Annotated in this window: 17 protein-coding genes; 7 read left to right on the plus strand and 10 right to left on the minus strand. The window is 73.1% G+C overall.

Annotated elements, in window-relative coordinates; genetic code table 11:
* Positions 1 to 20: 20 nt before the first annotated feature.
* The 5 genes from ASD33_RS10925 to ASD33_RS10945 form a co-directional block, all read right to left on the minus strand.
* Positions 21 to 1,136, minus strand: a complete 1,116-nt coding sequence (locus ASD33_RS10925) for an NADAR family protein (RefSeq protein WP_056557327.1) — start codon at positions 1,134 to 1,136, stop codon at positions 21 to 23.
* A 257-nt stretch (positions 1,137 to 1,393) separates the two neighbouring features.
* Positions 1,394 to 1,801: a peptide-methionine (R)-S-oxide reductase MsrB gene (gene msrB, locus ASD33_RS10930; protein ID WP_056557329.1), complete on the minus strand. Its 408-nt coding sequence runs from the start codon at positions 1,799 to 1,801 to the stop codon at positions 1,394 to 1,396.
* A gap of 15 nt (positions 1,802 to 1,816) precedes the next feature.
* On the minus strand, positions 1,817 to 3,208 hold the full coding sequence (gene murC, locus ASD33_RS10935) for a UDP-N-acetylmuramate--L-alanine ligase (protein ID WP_056557332.1): 1,392 nt from the start codon (positions 3,206 to 3,208) through the stop codon (positions 1,817 to 1,819).
* Between the two features lie 156 nt (positions 3,209 to 3,364).
* Positions 3,365 to 3,835 (minus strand): hypothetical protein, encoded by a 471-nt coding sequence (locus ASD33_RS10940; RefSeq protein ID WP_056557333.1) that lies wholly within the window; start codon positions 3,833 to 3,835, stop codon positions 3,365 to 3,367.
* A 105-nt stretch (positions 3,836 to 3,940) separates the two neighbouring features.
* A complete protein-coding gene (locus tag ASD33_RS10945; protein WP_056557335.1) occupies positions 3,941 to 4,723 on the minus strand; it encodes a pyrimidine reductase family protein in 783 nt (260 codons plus the stop codon).
* A 36-nt stretch (positions 4,724 to 4,759) separates the two neighbouring features.
* On the opposite strand from ASD33_RS10945, the gene zapE reads away from it, so the two are divergent.
* The 5 genes from zapE (at position 4,760) to ASD33_RS10970 (ending at position 9,695) form a co-directional block, all read left to right on the plus strand.
* On the plus strand, positions 4,760 to 5,845 hold the full coding sequence (zapE, locus tag ASD33_RS10950; protein WP_056557337.1) for a cell division protein ZapE: 1,086 nt from the start codon (positions 4,760 to 4,762) through the stop codon (positions 5,843 to 5,845).
* A gap of 34 nt (positions 5,846 to 5,879) precedes the next feature.
* Positions 5,880 to 6,305 (plus strand): OsmC family protein, encoded by a 426-nt coding sequence (locus tag ASD33_RS10955; protein WP_056557339.1) that lies wholly within the window; start codon positions 5,880 to 5,882, stop codon positions 6,303 to 6,305.
* A 139-nt stretch (positions 6,306 to 6,444) separates the two neighbouring features.
* Positions 6,445 to 7,821, plus strand: a complete 1,377-nt coding sequence (locus tag ASD33_RS10960) for an alkaline phosphatase PhoX (protein WP_056557341.1) — start codon at positions 6,445 to 6,447, stop codon at positions 7,819 to 7,821.
* Entirely contained in the window at positions 7,812 to 8,666 is an 855-nt protein-coding gene (locus ASD33_RS10965) for a PPK2 family polyphosphate kinase (RefSeq protein ID WP_242426899.1), read from the plus strand. The genes ASD33_RS10960 and ASD33_RS10965 overlap by 10 nt, the downstream gene beginning before the upstream one ends.
* A gap of 132 nt (positions 8,667 to 8,798) precedes the next feature.
* A complete protein-coding gene (locus ASD33_RS10970) occupies positions 8,799 to 9,695 on the plus strand; it encodes a polysaccharide deacetylase family protein (protein ID WP_242426900.1) in 897 nt (298 codons plus the stop codon).
* A 10-nt stretch (positions 9,696 to 9,705) separates the two neighbouring features.
* Here the strand turns inward: ASD33_RS10970 and ASD33_RS10975 are convergent, their stop codons facing one another.
* From ASD33_RS10975 to ASD33_RS10985, 3 genes are read right to left on the minus strand one after another with little or no spacing between them, the layout of a single operon-like run.
* Positions 9,706 to 10,356, minus strand: a complete 651-nt coding sequence (locus ASD33_RS10975) for a hypothetical protein (protein ID WP_056557344.1) — start codon at positions 10,354 to 10,356, stop codon at positions 9,706 to 9,708.
* Positions 10,353 to 11,246 carry an ATP-binding cassette domain-containing protein gene (locus ASD33_RS10980; RefSeq protein WP_056557346.1) on the minus strand — a complete coding sequence of 298 codons (894 nt, stop codon included), beginning with the start codon at positions 11,244 to 11,246 and terminating at the stop codon, positions 10,353 to 10,355. Before ASD33_RS10980 ends, ASD33_RS10975 begins: the two co-directional genes overlap by 4 nt.
* Positions 11,243 to 11,920, minus strand: coding sequence for an AIM24 family protein (locus ASD33_RS10985; RefSeq protein ID WP_056557348.1), 678 nt, complete (start codon positions 11,918 to 11,920; stop codon positions 11,243 to 11,245). The genes ASD33_RS10980 and ASD33_RS10985 overlap by 4 nt, the downstream gene beginning before the upstream one ends.
* A gap of 70 nt (positions 11,921 to 11,990) precedes the next feature.
* On the opposite strand from ASD33_RS10985, the gene ASD33_RS10990 reads away from it, so the two are divergent.
* Positions 11,991 to 12,695 carry a peptidyl-tRNA hydrolase gene (locus ASD33_RS10990; protein WP_056557350.1) on the plus strand — a complete coding sequence of 235 codons (705 nt, stop codon included), beginning with the start codon at positions 11,991 to 11,993 and terminating at the stop codon, positions 12,693 to 12,695.
* Positions 12,696 to 12,734: 39 nt separating this feature from the next.
* On the opposite strand, the gene ASD33_RS10995 is transcribed toward ASD33_RS10990, so the two are convergent.
* Together ASD33_RS10995 and ASD33_RS11000 are read right to left on the minus strand one after the other, a co-directional pair.
* On the minus strand, positions 12,735 to 13,928 hold the full coding sequence (locus ASD33_RS10995) for a HAMP domain-containing sensor histidine kinase (RefSeq protein ID WP_056557353.1): 1,194 nt from the start codon (positions 13,926 to 13,928) through the stop codon (positions 12,735 to 12,737).
* Complete coding sequence (locus tag ASD33_RS11000; protein WP_056557355.1) at positions 13,925 to 14,581, minus strand: response regulator transcription factor; 657 nt, start codon at positions 14,579 to 14,581, stop codon at positions 13,925 to 13,927. Before ASD33_RS11000 ends, ASD33_RS10995 begins: the two co-directional genes overlap by 4 nt.
* A 165-nt stretch (positions 14,582 to 14,746) precedes the next feature.
* On the opposite strand from ASD33_RS11000, the gene ASD33_RS11005 reads away from it, so the two are divergent.
* Complete coding sequence (locus ASD33_RS11005) at positions 14,747 to 15,274, plus strand: hypothetical protein (RefSeq protein ID WP_056557357.1); 528 nt, start codon at positions 14,747 to 14,749, stop codon at positions 15,272 to 15,274.

Raw genomic sequence — 15,274 nt, forward strand, 5'->3', positions numbered from 1 at the left:
GCTGACCTCGCGGCACCGCCCTAGTCGACGTCGGCCCGGTCGGCCGGCAGTTCGGAGCGGACGAGTTCCAGGAGGCGGCCCATCCAGTTTCGGCCCCGGCCTCCGTTGTCGCCCCAGAAATCCGAGTCCGCGTCGTCGTAGACCAGGGTCGCGTCGCCCGTGCCCAGAAGGACCGCGGCGAGGTCGGCATGCTGCTCGTACTTGGTGCGCAGCAGTCGGGTCATGACCGCTGTGCGGGTCCTGTCCCAGCCCTCACGGCGCGTCGCCCTGGCCGCGAGTGTCTGGGCCTTCGCCCCTGTCTCCGCGGTGGCGACCGCGATACGCGCCTCCGGTTCGGCGACGGACTCGGCCCAGTAGGCGTGCGCCACCGACGGACAGGTGATGTCGTCCAGGGTGATGGCTGCGGGGTAGTCGTTGCGCAGGGACCGCTTGTCGGGGTGTTCGAGCGCGCGCTGCGGATACGAGTGGGGCAGCTTCAGCGCGGGGGCGAAGGAGTACGCGGCCCCGTCCGCCGGCACCCGCGAGGGCGCCTCGGCCAGCCATCGGCTCCGCTCCTCGAAGTACGCGATGGCCTCGTCGTACTCCTCCTGTGTGATGCGTTCGTCGGGCCATTCGGGATCGGGACCGCCCGGGCCTGTCACCAGGATCTGCAGGGGGTGGTCCTTGCGGTCCATGTCGCCGAGGGCGTAGTGACGCACCGTCTCGGGGATGGCCAGATAGGCGGCCCTGGCCGCGGACCGGTTCTCCTCCGTCCGCTCGGCGAGGAACACGTCCACCGCCGCCAGGCAGCGGCCGGTCGAATCGGGCCGACCGTTCAGCTCGTCGATGGTGTCGCGGACCTCGGCGAGCAGCAGCTCCGGAGTGAGCCAGGTGTCCGGCTCACCGAAGGCCCACGAGCCCAGGTGGTGTGCGGATGCCCGGCCGCCGTCGGGAAGGCTGGTGGCCACCCACCCGCTGCGGAGCTTCTTCTCGAATTCGTCGAGCGTGACCAGGTCCCAGCAGTCGACGATGCCGTCGGCGTAGATGAAGAGGTCGGTGAGGAAGTAGGTGCCGCCGTTGCAGATGAACGCGTGACGCCAGGTTCCGGGAACGCGAACGCCGTCCGCCATGCGATGGGTGAGTCGTCTGCCGATCATCCCGCGATGATGCCCGAAGATCCTGCCGGAAAGCACACCGATTAATCCGTCGCCGCAGCTCAGAGCCACGACGGCCTGGCCGGCGCGGGCTGGAGCGCGCGCGGTGTGCGGGTCCGTTGGGCGGCCGACGGGGTGGGCGGACTCGGGGAACGATTCAGCACCCCTCGGGTCGCCCCGCCCCCTGACCGCCGTCGACGCCGCCCGGCCCTCGTACCCCGGGCGCGGGTGGCTCGACGACGGCGGCCCCGGCCGCTCCGTCAGCCCGCCTCCGGCTCCAGCCGGAGCGAGATCGAGTTGATGCAGTACCGCTGGTCCGTCGGCGTCGGGTAGCCCTCGCCCTCGAAGACGTGGCCCAGGTGGGAACCGCACCGGGAGCAGCGGACCTCGGTGCGGACCATGCCGTGGGAGGTGTCGTCGATCAGCTCGACGGCCTCGGAGTCCTTCGGGTCGAAGAACGACGGCCAGCCGCAGTGCGACTCGAACTTCTCGTTCGAGGTGAACAGCTCCGCGCCGCAGGCCCGGCAGGAGTACACGCCCTGGGTGGTCGTGTCCGTGTACTCACCGCGGAAGGCGGGCTCGGTGCCCGCCTGGCGCAGCACCTGGTACTCCGCCGGGCTCAGCTCCGCACGCCACTGCTCGTCCGGCTTCTCGACGTCGTAGGCCATCGTTCGTCCACTCCCTCAGTTCGACAGGCGGGCGAGGATCCGCGGACCGAGATCCGTGACGTCGCCCGCACCCATGGTGAGAACGAGGTCGCCGGGCCCGGCCATTCCCGCGACGACGTCCGGGACCGTCTCCTTGTCGTGGACGGCCGTCACGTCGGCGCCGGCCTCGCGGGCGGCGGCGATGATCAGCTCGCTGGTGATGCCGGGGATCGGGTCCTCGCGGGCCGGGTAGATGTCGAGGACGACGGACGCGTCCGCGAGGGCCAGCGCGTCGCCCATCTCCTTGCCCAGCTCCTGGGTGCGGGAGAACAGGTGGGGCTGGAAGACGACCAGCAGGCGGGAGGCCCCGGCGGCGCCGCGCATGGCCTCCAGGTCGGCGGTCATCTCGGTCGGGTGGTGCGCGTACGAGTCGATGACCTGGACGCCCTTGGCCTCGCCCTTGAGCTGGAGGCGGCGGCCGACGCCGGTGTACGCGGTGAGGGCCTGGGCCAGCTCCGCCGGGTCGATGCCGACGCGGGCGCCGGCGGCGAGGGCCGCGGCGGCGTTGTGGGCGTAGTGGCGGCCGGGGACGGAGACGGTGAAGGTGTGCTCGACTCCGTCGAGGGAGACCGTCACCTCGCTCTTCATCCCGTTCGGGACGATCTTCAGGATGCGGGCGTCGGAGTCCTCGGACTCGCCGACCGTGACGATGTCCAGCCCCTCGCGGTCCGCGACCCGGCGGGCCAGCTCACGGGCGCCCGCGTGCTCGCCGACGACCAGGGTGCCGCCGGGGCGGATCTTGGCCGTGAAGGCCTCGAAGGACTCGTAGATCTCTTCGAGGGAGGCGTAGTTCGCGTGGTGGTCCAGCTCGACGTTGAGGACGATCGCGACCTGGGGGTCGTACTTCTGGAAGCTGCGGTCGCTTTCGTCGGCCTCGGCGACGAAGACGTCCCCTGTGCCGTGCAGCGCGTTGGTGCCGGGGCCCGCGAGGTCGCCGCCGATCGCGTACGAGGGGTCGAGGCCCAGCTCGGTGAGGGCGACGGCCAGCATGGAGGTGGTCGTCGTCTTGCCGTGCGTGCCGGCGACGGCGATGGCGCTCAGGCCGTCCATGAGGGAGGCGAGGGCGTCGGAGCGGTGGACCACGGGGATGCCGAGTTCGGCGGCGCGGGCCAGCTCCGGGTTGTCGGCGCGGATGGCGCTGGAGACGACGACGGCGGAGGCGTCGTCGGCCAGGTGCTCGGCGGCGTGGCCGATGTGCACGGTGGCGCCCAGGGCGCGCAGGGACTCGGCGGTCGCCGACTCCTTGGCGTCGCTGCCCGCGACCTTCGCGCCGCGCTGGGCGAGGATCTTCGCGATGCCCGACATTCCGGCACCGCCGATGCCGATGAAGTGCGGCCGTTCCATGGCGGCGGGAATGGCGGGTGCCATGCGGATCTCTCCCCGGGGGTGCGTCTGGTAGCTACCTGTTGCGCGTGCAACAGGTAGCTACCACCCTAATGGCTTGCGCCACGCCTACCCGGCGGCCGCCGGTCCGTGTCCGCACCCCCTGCACGGGGCGCGGACACGGACCGGCCGTCCTCTCCCCTACTCGCTGTGGGCGAAGAGCTTGAGCACCGGCACCCCCACCTTGTGGCGGGCCCGGGACGCCCAGTCGCGGTGGAAGAACTCCTCCACGTAGTGCGGGGCGGTGAGCACGATCACCTCGTCCGCCTCCGACTCGTCGACGACCGCCTTCATCTTGGTGAGCGGGTGGTCCTCGACGACCTGGCCGACCGCCTCGCAGCCGGCGTCTCTCAGGGCCTGGAGCGAGTGCTCCAGGGCCAGCTCGGCGGGACCCCTGGCCGCCTTCCCCTCCGGTTCCTCCCCCTCGCGGGTCGCCTCCTTCAGCTCGCCCATGGCGACGTCGTCGATGGCACGCAGCAGTACATCGGCCTGGTCACCACGCGGCTGCATCAGAACGATGAAGGACACGCCCTCGTCGCCGTGCAGGGTGGTGACGAATTCCACGTCGACGGACGTGAGGGGCTTCTCGATCATCAGAACGCTTGTGAACACCTCAGGAGCCCTTCTGCGGAAACCATCCTTCCCCGTGCCCGCACGGGGTCTGCGCAGTAAGTGTGCCCAGCGGACGGTAAGCGGAACGACAAATTCCGCCGATTGTCAGATCCGACGGTAGCGGGTGAAGAGGAAGCCGTCCTGCTCCAGCACGGAAGCCACCTGGAAGCGTGTCGGCACGGCCATCGCGGGGCCCCCTGCGATCCGCTGCGCGCCGCCCGCCGTCATGGTCGGCGAGATCGTCAGACACAGCTCGTCGAGGGCCTCCGCCGCGACGAACTGGCCCAGCAGCCGGGGACCGCCCTCGGTCAGCTGCCGCCGCAGCCCGCGCTCCGCGAGGGCCGCCACCGCGCGGGCCGGGTCCACCCCGGCGCCGTCGCCCGCCACCAGCACCACGACCCCCGCGTCCCGGGCGGCCCGCACCCGCTCGACCGGCGCCGCCGCCCCGGTGAGCAGCAGGGTCGGCACCAGCGGCTCGGTGAACAGGGGCAGCGAGAAGTCCAGGTCCAGGGAGGCGCTGACCACGGCCACGGCGGGGGCCGGACTCTGCCCGGCGGCGGTGCGGCGGGCGGCGAAGGCCTCGCGCGCGCGTGCGGGGCGGTACCCCTCCAGGCGTACCGTCTCCGCACCCACGACGACCACGTCGGCGAGACCCCGGAGGGTACCGAAGATCCGCATGTCCGCGTCGGAGGAGAGCGGCTGGGAACGCCCGTCGTGCTGGCCGGCCCCGTCGAGCGAGGAGACCATGTTGGCCCGCAGCCAGGCGTCCTTCCCGGCGGGAAGCTCCGGATAGGCGTAGGCGTCGGCCAGCTCGTCGAGGGACCACTCACGGCTTCCGGACGCGGTCTCGTCGGCTGTCATGTCCGTCACAGGGAGGAGTCGTCGCATCCTCGCAGTCTGACATGGCGCTTACAGTGGGGAACTGTGTCGACCCGTGCCCTCACCGAAGCCGCTTCCGCCTCAGCGGCCCCGCTCTCGCTGTGCTCCCGAGAGCCCCACGTCCCCGCCGACCGGCTCGTCGCGGAGATGGTGCCGCCGCCGCGCTTCGACTCCGTACGGTTCGACACGTACCTCCCCGACCCGAACCAGCCCAGCCAGACGGACGCCGTCAAGGCGCTGAGCACCTTCGCCGAGGGCCTGGGCGGGGCGCACGCCACCGGTGCCGGGAAGCGCCGCTGGTTCGCCAGGAAGCCCGCCGCCCCCACCGGCCCGCGCGGGATCTACCTGGACGGCGGATACGGCGTCGGCAAGACCCACCTGCTGGCCTCGCTCTGGCACGCCACCCCCGCCGAGCCCGCCCTGAAGGCCTTCGGCACCTTCGTCGAGCTGACCAATCTGGTCGGCGCGCTGGGCTTCCAGCAGACCGTGAAGACCCTCGGCGAGCACCGTCTCCTCTGCATCGACGAGTTCGAGCTCGACGACCCGGGCGACACCGTCCTCGTCTCCAGCCTGCTCGGCAAGCTGGTCGAGTCGGGTGTGGCGCTCGCCGCCACCTCCAACACGCTGCCCGGCAAGCTCGGCGAGGGCCGCTTCGCCGCCGCCGACTTCCTCCGCGAGATCCAGGGCCTCTCCGCGCACTTCATGCCGCTGCGGATCGATGGCGAGGACTACCGCCACCGCGGGCTGCCCGAAGCCCCCGCCCCGTACACCGACCAGGTCGTCACGGAGACCGCGTACGCGACGCCGGGCGCCTCCCTGGACGACTTCCCGCACCTGCTCGAACACCTGGCCAGGGTTCACCCGAGCCGGTACGGCGCGCTCACCGACGACCTCACGGCCGTCTGCCTCACCGACGTCCAGCCCGTGCCCGACCAGTCGACGGCGCTCCGGCTCGTCGTCCTCGCGGACCGGCTCTACGACCGCGAGATACCCGTACTCGCCTCCGGACTCCCCTTCGACCGGCTGTTCAGCGACGAGATGCTGAACGGCGGCTACCGCAAGAAGTACTTCCGGGCGATCTCCCGGCTCACCGCGCTCGCCCGCGACGCCAAGGGGCTGGTCGCGCAGTAGCTTGGTGGGCGTACCCCAGCGAAAGGGATCCACCATGGCCACCGTGCGTCACGCACACACCGTCTGGCAGGGCGACCTCCTCAAGGGCTCCGGCGTCGTCTCCCTCGACTCGTCCGGCCTCGGCTCGTACGACGTCTCCTGGCCCGCCCGTTCGGAGGAGCCGAACGGAAAGACGAGCCCCGAGGAGCTCATCGCCGCCGCGCACTCCGCCTGCTTCTCGATGGCCTTCTCCAACGGCCTGGCCAAGGCCGGCAACGCCCCGACGCGCCTGGAGACCAAGGCGGACGTCACCTTCCAGCCGGGCGAGGGCATCACCGGCATCCACCTCACCGTGCGCGGCGAGGTCCCGGGGCTGAGCGCGGAGGAGTTCGCGTCGCTCGCCGAGGACGCCAAGAAGAACTGCCCGGTCAGCCAGGCGCTGACGGGCACGACGATCACGCTCACGGCCGAACTGGCCTGACGCCGGGTCACCCCACGCGCCACATGAGGCCGTTGTGGCCCGCATGGTTCACGCTGCACCACAGTGCGTGATACACACATGCGGGTCACACGTCACACACCACCTGTCTGTCCGCCAACAGGAAGTGGGTTGTTGCCTCATGTCCGCAACACGACGTCAGATCCTGTCCCGCACCGGCGCCTCCGCCGCCGGAATCGCCTTCACCGGCGCACTCTCCGAACTCTTCACGGGCAGCGCGAGCGCCGCCCCTGGCGCCGGTCACACGGGCCGGGGAGGCTACGGCCCCCTCGTCCCCGACCCCGACGGCCTGCTCGACCTCCCCGCCGGGTTCCGCTACCGGGTGCTCTCCCGGCAGGGCGAGCCGCTCCGCTCCGGCGAGGGCCCGGTGCCCAGCAACCCCGACGGCATGGGCGCCTTCGCCGGCCGCCGCGGCCGCGTCCACCTGGTCCGCAACCACGAGAACCGGGTCACGGGGAAGATCGCCGTCCCCACCGTCCCCGGCCTCACCTACGACCCCGCGGGCAAGGGCGGCTGTACGGCCCTGGAGCTCGACGGCCGGAACAACGTCCTCGGCGAACGCGTCGCCATCGCCGGCACGGCCGTCAACTGCGCGGGCGGGCCCACCCCCTGGCGCACCTGGCTGACCTGCGAGGAGACCGAGGACCGGGCCGGGACCAACGGGTACACCAAGGACCACGGCTTCATCTTCGAGGTCGACGGCGCCGACCCGCACCGCACCGGAGCCGTCCCGCTCACCGCGATGGGCCGCTTCCAGCACGAGGCCGTCGCGATCGACCCGGCGAGCGGCATCGTCTACGAGACGGAGGACGCCTTCGAGCACCCCTTCGGCCTCTTCTACCGCTTCCTCCCCGAGAAGCCGCTCGGCGGCACGGGCTCGCTCCGCGCGGGCGGCGCCCTGGAGGCCATGCGGGTGCCCGGCGTCGCCGACCTCTCGGTGGTCCAGGAGACCGGCACCCGCTTCGAGGGCGTCGAGTGGGTCCCCGTACCCGATCCCCTGGCGGCCGGGACGCCGATCAGGCACCAGGACTTCGGCCCCCGGGGCATCACGCACGCCCAGAAGCTGGAGGGCTGCTACTGGGGCGGGCGGGCCGTCTACTTCGTGTCCTCCTTCGCGCGCGAGAAGGACGGCTCCGGCGCCACCCACTTCGGGCAGGTGTGGAAGTACGAGCCGCACCGCCGCCGTCTGACCCTCGTCGTCGTCTTCGGCCCGAGCACGGACGTCCGGCTCCCCGGCGAGTCCCCGGACAACATCTGTCTGGCGCCGAGCGGGGGCCTGATGGTCTGCGAGGACGGCGACGGGGCGCAGCACGTCTTCGGGGTGAGCGAGCGGGGCGAGGTGTACGCGCTCGCGCGGGGCGCCCAGAACATCGGGACCCCGGACGCCCCGGAGTGGGGCGAGTTCGCGGGCGTCACCTTCTCGCCGGACCGGAGCACGATGTACGTGAACTGCTACACGCCGGGCACGACGTTCGCGGTGACGGGCCCGTGGTGCTGAGCGGGCCCGTGCCGCTGCGGGACCTGCTGCGCGTCCCCGGGGGCGAGCGGATCGACCTCACCGCGTACGACGCCTCCGCCACCCCGGGCGGCCCCTCCGGCAAGGCGGCCGGCCAGGCCGCCACCGCCGCCCTCGCGCCCCGCCTCGCCGGGCTCCAGGAACGTCTGTTCGCGTCGAGCACGGCGGGCGACCGCCGCCGCGTCCTGCTGGTGCTCCAGGGCATGGACACCAGCGGGAAGGGCGGCACGGTCAAGCATGTGATCGGCATGTTCAACCCGTCGGGCTGCCGCATCCGCGCCTTCAAGGCCCCGACGCCGAAGGAGCGGAACCAGCCCTTTCTCCGGCGGATCGAGCGGGCGCTGCCCGAGCCGGGCGAGATCGGCATCTTCGACCGCTCGCACTACGAGGACGTGCTCGTCGCCCGGGTACGGGAGCTGGTGCCGCCCCGCGTGCTCGGCCGCCGCTACGGCCTGATCAACCGCTTCGAGGAGTCCCTCGCCGAGGACGGCGTGACGGTGGTCAAGGTCTTCCTCCACCTGTCGTACGAGGAGCAGCGCGCCCGCCTCCTGAAGCGTCTGGACGATCCCGAGAAGCACTGGAAGTTCAGCGTGGGCGACATCGAGGACCGGGCGCTGTGGCCGGCGTACCGGGAGGCGTACGAGATCGCCCTCGAACGCTGCGCGACGGACGCGGCCCCCTGGTACCTGGTCCCGGCGGACCGCAAGTGGTACCGGAACTGGGCGATCAGCAAGCTCCTCCTGGAACACCTGGAGGCCCTGGACCCGAAGTACCCGCCGGGCGACTTCGACGTGGCGGAGTGCCGGGCCCGGCTGCTGGCCGGCTGAGCGGCGCCGGCGGGTGGACCGCGGGTTCCCGTGGGCACCCGTCGGCGCACCCGGGTGTACGGGGAGTGCACGTGGGGGTCCCGGCCGCCGAGCCGTCGGCAGATCATCACATTGATCGGTTAACTTCCGGTCGTGAACACTTCTGTACGAAAGTTGGCGGCTCTCGGTCTTCTGGGCGCCGCCCTCGTCGGCTGTGGCCGTGGCGCGGCCGAACCCCCGGCTCCGAAGGCGGCGGCCACGGCGACGGCGAAGGCGACCGTAGCCGGGACCCCCTCGCCCCGGGCCAGCGCCGCCGCCCCCGGCCCGAAGCCCGCCCGCGTCCCCGCCGCCCCGCCCACCATGGCCCCCGGTCCCGGCGGCCTCACCCCCGTCTTCACGCGCCGCGCGAAGGGCACCGAGAAGGTCGTCGCGCTCACCTTCGACGCCGACATGACGGCCGATCAGGGGCCCCGTGCCGCCGCGGGCGAGCACTTCGACAACCCCGAGCTGATCGCGACGCTGCGCCGCCTCAAGGTGGACGCGACCGTGTTCATGACGGGCCGCTGGGCGGAGGAGTACCCCGACCAGGCGAAGTCCATCGGCGGCGACCCGCGCTTCGAGATCGCCAACCACTCCTACAGCCACTACGCCTTCGCGACCCCCTGCTACGGCCTCCCGACCGTCTCCGGGCCCGACATGGCGGCCGACGTGCAGCGCGCCTTCGACGCCTTCCGCGACGCCGGGGCCGTCAACGTCGTCCCCTACTTCCGCTTCCCCGGCGGCTGCCACGACGACGCGGCCCTGCGCGCCCTCGCCCCCACCGGGGTGACCGCCGTCCAGTGGGACGTGGTCAGCGGGGACGCCTTCGCCAAGGACGCCGACGCGGTCGCCGAGCAGGTCCTCGACGGCGTGAAGCCCGGCTCCCTGGTCGTCATGCACTGCACCCGCAGCGCCGCCCCCGTCACCGAGCGGGCGATCCGCCGGATCGTCCCCGAACTCCGGGCGCGCGGCTACCGCTTCGTGAAGGTCTCGGAGCTGATGAGCCGCTGACCCCGCGCCCTCACTCCAGGCGCGCCGTGGCCCGGCACGCGAGGGCCGCGACCGCCGCCGCCAGCAGCAGCGCGCCGCCGCAGGCGAGCCAGGGCGGATCGGCGGTCGTCGTGCGGGCCCCCTCGACGAGGGCGGTCATGGCGCGCTTCGCCGGAGAGCCGGTGGTCACCAGCGCGAGCAGCGAGCCGAGCACGAGGGCGGCGAGCGACCAGCCGGTGGCCCGGAGGAAGGGGCGGGAGGCCAGCGCGCCGACGGCGGCGCCCGTCAGCGCGCAGGCCAGGGCCGCGAGCAGCCCGGCGGAGGCCGCGGCGGACGCGGTGACCCCGCGCCGGTTGCCGGTCGCCGTCACCACGAGCACGGCGACCGTGCCGACGAGCACCGGCCAGGCCGCCCCGGTGACCAGCGCCGCGAGGTGCGCGCGGCCCCGGCCGGCCGCCGCCGCGACCACGGTCCTGGCGGCGGGCGGCTCCTGGGTCAGGCAGATCCGCACGGACCAGGCGGACACCGGGAGCAGCGCGGCGGCGGTGAAGCCGAGCGCGCCGAGCACCGGTTCGCCGGCCTGGACGCCGACGCCGATGAACACCGCGTACAGGAGCAGCGGCGCCAGCCAGCGCTGGGAGCGGAACAGCAGACCCGACTGGTAGCGCAGGAGCGCCGTCATACCCGTACGCCTTCGGTGCCGAGGTGGTGGACGTGCCAGGACGCGGCGAGCAGCGCGCCCAGGAGGGCGTCGGAGTGGGCCGCGTCCACGGTGAGGACGGTGGCGCCGTCGGGGCCGGGGGCGGCGGCCGGGTCGCCGGGCAGACGCCCGGGGAGCGGGCGGCCACCGGAGACGGTGATCAGGACGGGCGGGCGGTCGGGAGCGGCATGCGGGACGACGGGGGCGTGCCCCGCCTCCCGTACGCCTCCGGTCGCGCCCGCGCCGACGGCCTCTGCGCCCCCGGCCTCCCGTACCCGGCCCTCCCCCACCGCGTACACCGCGTCCGCCTCCCCCGTCAGCCGTCGCGGGTCGTGGTCGACGAAGACGACCGTCGCGCCCGCCGCCAGGCGTTCGCGGACGGCCGTGTCGAGTGCGGCGCGGGCGCCCGTGTCCAGGCCGGTCCAGGCCTCGTCGAGGACCAGGAGCGAGGGCGCGGCCAGCAGGGCCTGGGCGACGGCGACCTTCTGGCTGGTGCCCTTGGAGAGTTCCGCCATGGCCGTACGGGCGTGGCCGGCCGCCCCGAAGCGCTCCAGCCACTCCCCCGCCCCGGCCCGCGCCGCCGCCCGGCCGAGGCCCTGGACCCTGCCGAGGTGCACCAGATAGTCGACGGCCGTGAACGGCAGGGCGACCGGGAAGCGTTCGGGGACGTACGCGGTCCGGGCCGGCCGGCCGGTGACCCGGCCCTCGGTGGGCGCGTCGACCCCGGCGACCAGCCGCAGCAGCGTGGACTTGCCGCCGCCGTTGCCGCCGACGACCCGGACGAGGGCCCCGGCGGGCAGATCGAGGCCCACGTCGCGGAGCACCCACGGTCCCCGGAGGCCGTGGCGGCGCCCGACCCGGTCCAGCCTCAACCGGCCGAGTTCTTCTGCGGGGTCGCCTCGCTGGGCCGGACGACCACGAAGCCCTGCCCGTCCAGCTTCAGCTGCACCGCCTCGCCCGAGCCGCCGCGCATCATCGAGCCGAGCGACTGGGAGCGGTTCAGCGAGGTGTTCAGGTTCTCGCTCCAGCCGACGACGGCGTCGGTGTCGACGTAGACCGGGGCCTGCGGGGTGACGGGGATGACGATCGGGCTGCCCTCGCAGATCAGGGCCACCTTCCCGTAGCCGGAGAAGACGGAGTTGAAGAGGCCGCCGCCGGTGATGCCGGCGCCCTTCACCGTCCTGATCTCGTAGTGGAGGGTGGAGTCGAAGCAGAGCACGTTCCGGCCGTTGACGGAGAACGCGTCGCCCTGCTCGATCTCGACGATGAAGCAGTTCTGCGCCTCGTGCGCGAACCAGGCCTCGCCGCGGCCGCGCACGGCCATCAGCGCCAGGCCCTCGCCGGTGACGGCCCGCTTGAGCAGGCCGCCGATGCCCTGGCCCTTGCGCTCGAACTGGAGATCGCCGCGGAAGGCGATCATCGATCCCTGGCGCGCGTGCATCTCACCGTTGACGGTGTACTTGACCGACTTGGCGTTCTGGAGGGTCATCCCCGGGAAGTCGGAGACCTCGGCGAGGTTCTCGCCGGCGAAAAGATCGCTCTTCATGGGGGCATCCTGGCCCGGAAGGTCCGATTCCCACAAGAATCGCTCGTCACGGCAGTGGCAGACTTGCCGGGTGAGCAGCAACGAACCCGATCTCCGCGATGAGAAGCCCCAGTTCGTCCTTCCGCTGGTGGTGCGGATCGAGCGGGACGCGCCGCCGTCCCGGACCGACGCCCTGGAGACGGCGGCGCGCGCCGTCCTGGAGATCCTGACCGACGACCGTTCCCTCGGCGAGGGCGAGTGGGCCCAGGTGATGACCGACTGGCAGGACGCCCGGATCCGCAAGGTGGTGCGCCGGGCGCGCGGCGGCGAGTGGCGGCGCGCGGACGCGCTCCCCGGCATCACGGTCACGGGGAAGGAGGCGGAGGTACGCGTCTTCCCGCCTGTCCCGCTCGACGGCTGGCCCAAGGACCTGGCCAAGCTCCAGGTGTCGGGCACCGACCTCGACGACCCGGCCGCGCCCGGTCCCGTACCGGCCGGGGCGGTGGTGCTCTGGCTGAACCCCGGGCTCGACATGTCGGCGGGCAAGACGATGGCGCAGACCGGGCACGGCGCGCAGCTGCTCTGGTGGGCGATGGGGGACGCGGACCGGGCGGCATGGCAGGAAGCGGGCTTCCCGCTCGCCGTGCGCACCGCGACGCCCGAGCGCTGGGCCGCCCTCGCGGCGAGCGCCCTCCCGGTGGTCCGCGACGCGGGCTTCACCGAGATCGCCCCGGGCAAGACGGTCGCGGCCGAGGGAAGCGACCGCTTCGCACCGCACCTGCGGCTGCCGGAGTAGGCGCGCGGGGGTCTCATCAGCCCCCGGGTCACTGCCTGCTCAGCCCCCGGTCGCGGCCGGCAGCTCGACCCGGACGACCAGGCCGCCGCCCGGCCGGGGCACGGCGGTGAGTTCGCCGTGGTGGCTCCGGGTGATCGCCCGGACCACGGCGAGCCCGAGACCCGAGCCGTCGCTCCGGCGCTCCCGGCCCCGCTGGAACGGCTCGAAGAGCGCGGGGACCTCGTCCGGGCCCACGACCGGGCCGGTGTTGCCGACCTCGACGAAGGCGAGGCCGGCGGCCGTGCCCGTGGTCACCGTCGCCGTACCGCCGCGGTGGTTGTGCCGCACGGCGTTGGCCAGCAGGTTCAGTGCGATCTGCCGCAGCAGCTCGGGGTCCCCCACCACGGGGGCGGGACCCGGCTCGACGGTGACCCGGACGTCCGACGTCCGGGCCTCGTCCGCCAGGTCCTCCCTGGCCTCGCCGGCGATGTCTCCGAGGTCGGCCGGATGCGGCGTCAGCCGGCCGCTCTCGCCGTGCGCCAGGGTCAGCAGGGCCGCGATCAGCCGCTCGCCGCGGGCGTTGGCGTCCAGCGCACGCCGCAGGGCGGGCCGCAGGCCGGCCGGGACCCGGCCCTGGGCCAGCGGGATCTCCAGAGCGGTGCGCTGGAGGGTGAGCGGGGTGCGCAGTTCGTGCGAGACGTGCGAGGTGAAGCGGCGCTGGGCGGTGAAACTGCGGTCCAGGCGGTCGAGCATCACGTCGAAGGCCTCGCCGAGTTCGCGGACCTCGTCGTGCGGGCCCGTCAGGCCGAGCCGCTCGTCCAGGGTGCTGCCGGTGCTGATCCGCCGGGCCGCCTGGGTGACCCGGCCGAGCCGGTGCAGCGAACGGCTGCTGCCCCACCAGGAGAGCAGCCCGGCCAGAGCCGTGAAGACGGCGAGCAGCAGCAGGGACCGCAGCAGCAGGTCGTCGAGGACGCTGTGCAGGAAGTCCTCGAAGCCCTCCGCGGGAGTGGTGACCGCGGCGGGCATCGACAGGCCGTCCGGCGGGGTGAGGAGGCCGGGCTCGGCGGCGGTCGTCCCGCTCGCGGAGACGACGCGGTAGCGGTTCTCCCGCAGCAGCTGCCGGGTGCTGAGCCAGTTCAGCAGGAGCAGTCCGCAGCCCAGGACCGCGAAGACGCCCGTGGTCATCAGGGTCAGCCGGCCGCGCAGGGGGAGCCCGTACGACAGGAACCGGCGGCCGGTGGGTACGCGGTTCACAGCCGGTACCCGTAGCCGGGGTCGTGGGTGATCAGGGGTGGCTCGCCGAGCTTGCGGCGCAGCGCGTGCACGGTGACCCGGACCGCGGTGGTGGCCGGGTCGAGGGCCGCGTCCCACAGGGTGTCCCGCAGTTCCTCGGTGGGGACCGGGGCGCCGTCCGCGGTCAGCAGCATTTCCAGCACCCCCAGTTCCCTGGGCGTCAGCTTCAGCGGCCGGCCCTCGCGTTCGGCGATCCGGCGCACGGTGTCCAGGCTGACGCCGTTCCTGCTCAGGACGGTGGCCCCGCGGCCGGCCGGGGAACGGCGGCCCAGCGCGCGCAGCCGGGCGACCAGCTCCAGGTACGAGAAGGGTTTCGCCAGGTAGTCGTCGGCGCCCTGGCCGAGTCCGTCGACCAGGTCGGCGAGGGAACCGGCGGCGGTGAGCATCAGGATCCTGGCCGGGTGGCCGGCCGCGTTCAGCGCCCGGCAGACGGCGTCGCCGCTCAGCCGGGGCAGGTTCCGGTCCAGGAGCAGGACGTCGTACTCGGCGGCGGCCGCCATCTCCAGCGCCCGGGCGCCGTCGTGGGCGAGGTCGCAGACCATGCCCTCGGCCCGCAGGCCCTCGGCGAGCATCGCCGCCAGCTCCGGCTCGTCCTCGACTATCAGTACGCGCATTCTCTTCCGCTCCGCTCACCGTGCTCCGGCTCCGCGCCGTCCTGCCCGGCCAACGATGCCCCGGGGGACGTTAGCCGGTGGTTAGGCACGCACTCACCGGTGCGTAACCCGCCGCTCCGTAGAACTGCCGGGGTCGATGCCGACCACCAGCAGGGAGAACACGACATGCGTACCAAGGCCGTACGGACCGTACTCGCGGCGACCGCCGTGACCGCGGCACTGATGACGACCGGCTGTTCCTCCGGGAGCGAGGCGCCCGCCGTGGCCGGAGGCGACGGCACGGGCAGGAGCAGGCCGCAGGACGACAACGCGGTCCGGCGGGCCTGGGTGGACTGCATGCACAAGAAGGGGCAGACCAGCGTGGAGCAGGACACGGACGGCAACATCTCCTTCCCCGCGGCGGGTGTCGACGCCCCCGGTTCGGCCACCGACCTCGAGACGGCGAGCAAGGCCTGCGACGCCGAGGTCCCCGGCATCCACCAGGTCCTGGAGAAGAACAACGAGAAGTTCGTCGAGCAGGGGCGCGCCTTCGTCGCCTGCGCGCGCAAGAACGGTTACGCGGACATCCCCGACCCCGAACCCGCGACCGGTGTCCTCGTCTTCCCGGCGAAGTCCTTCGACACGGCGGCGTGGGACGCCATCCAGCCGGCCTGCGCCAAGCTCCCCATGCCCGGCTACCGGATCGGCGAGTGA

It is taken from the genome of Streptomyces sp. Root1304, assembly GCF_001426405.1.
Classification (GTDB): domain Bacteria; phylum Actinomycetota; class Actinomycetes; order Streptomycetales; family Streptomycetaceae; genus Streptomyces.

Excerpts from the sequence above, each read along its gene's own strand:
- ASD33_RS10925 (WP_056557327.1), bottom strand. The coding sequence starts at position 1,136 with ATGATCGGCAGACGACTCACCCATCGCATGGCGGACGGCGTTCGCGTT.
- msrB (WP_056557329.1), bottom strand. The coding sequence starts at position 1,801 with ATGGCCTACGACGTCGAGAAGCCGGACGAGCAGTGGCGTGCGGAGCTG.
- murC (WP_056557332.1), bottom strand. The coding sequence starts at position 3,208 with ATGGCACCCGCCATTCCCGCCGCCATGGAACGGCCGCACTTCATCGGC.
- ASD33_RS10945 (WP_056557335.1), bottom strand. The coding sequence starts at position 4,723 with ATGCGACGACTCCTCCCTGTGACGGACATGACAGCCGACGAGACCGCG.
- ASD33_RS10955 (WP_056557339.1), top strand. The coding sequence starts at position 5,880 with ATGGCCACCGTGCGTCACGCACACACCGTCTGGCAGGGCGACCTCCTC.
- ASD33_RS10960 (WP_056557341.1), top strand. The coding sequence starts at position 6,445 with ATGTCCGCAACACGACGTCAGATCCTGTCCCGCACCGGCGCCTCCGCC.
- ASD33_RS10975 (WP_056557344.1), bottom strand. The coding sequence starts at position 10,356 with ATGACGGCGCTCCTGCGCTACCAGTCGGGTCTGCTGTTCCGCTCCCAG.
- ASD33_RS10985 (WP_056557348.1), bottom strand. The coding sequence starts at position 11,920 with ATGAAGAGCGATCTTTTCGCCGGCGAGAACCTCGCCGAGGTCTCCGAC.
- ASD33_RS11000 (WP_056557355.1), bottom strand. The coding sequence starts at position 14,581 with ATGCGCGTACTGATAGTCGAGGACGAGCCGGAGCTGGCGGCGATGCTC.
- ASD33_RS11005 (WP_056557357.1), top strand. The coding sequence starts at position 14,747 with ATGCGTACCAAGGCCGTACGGACCGTACTCGCGGCGACCGCCGTGACC.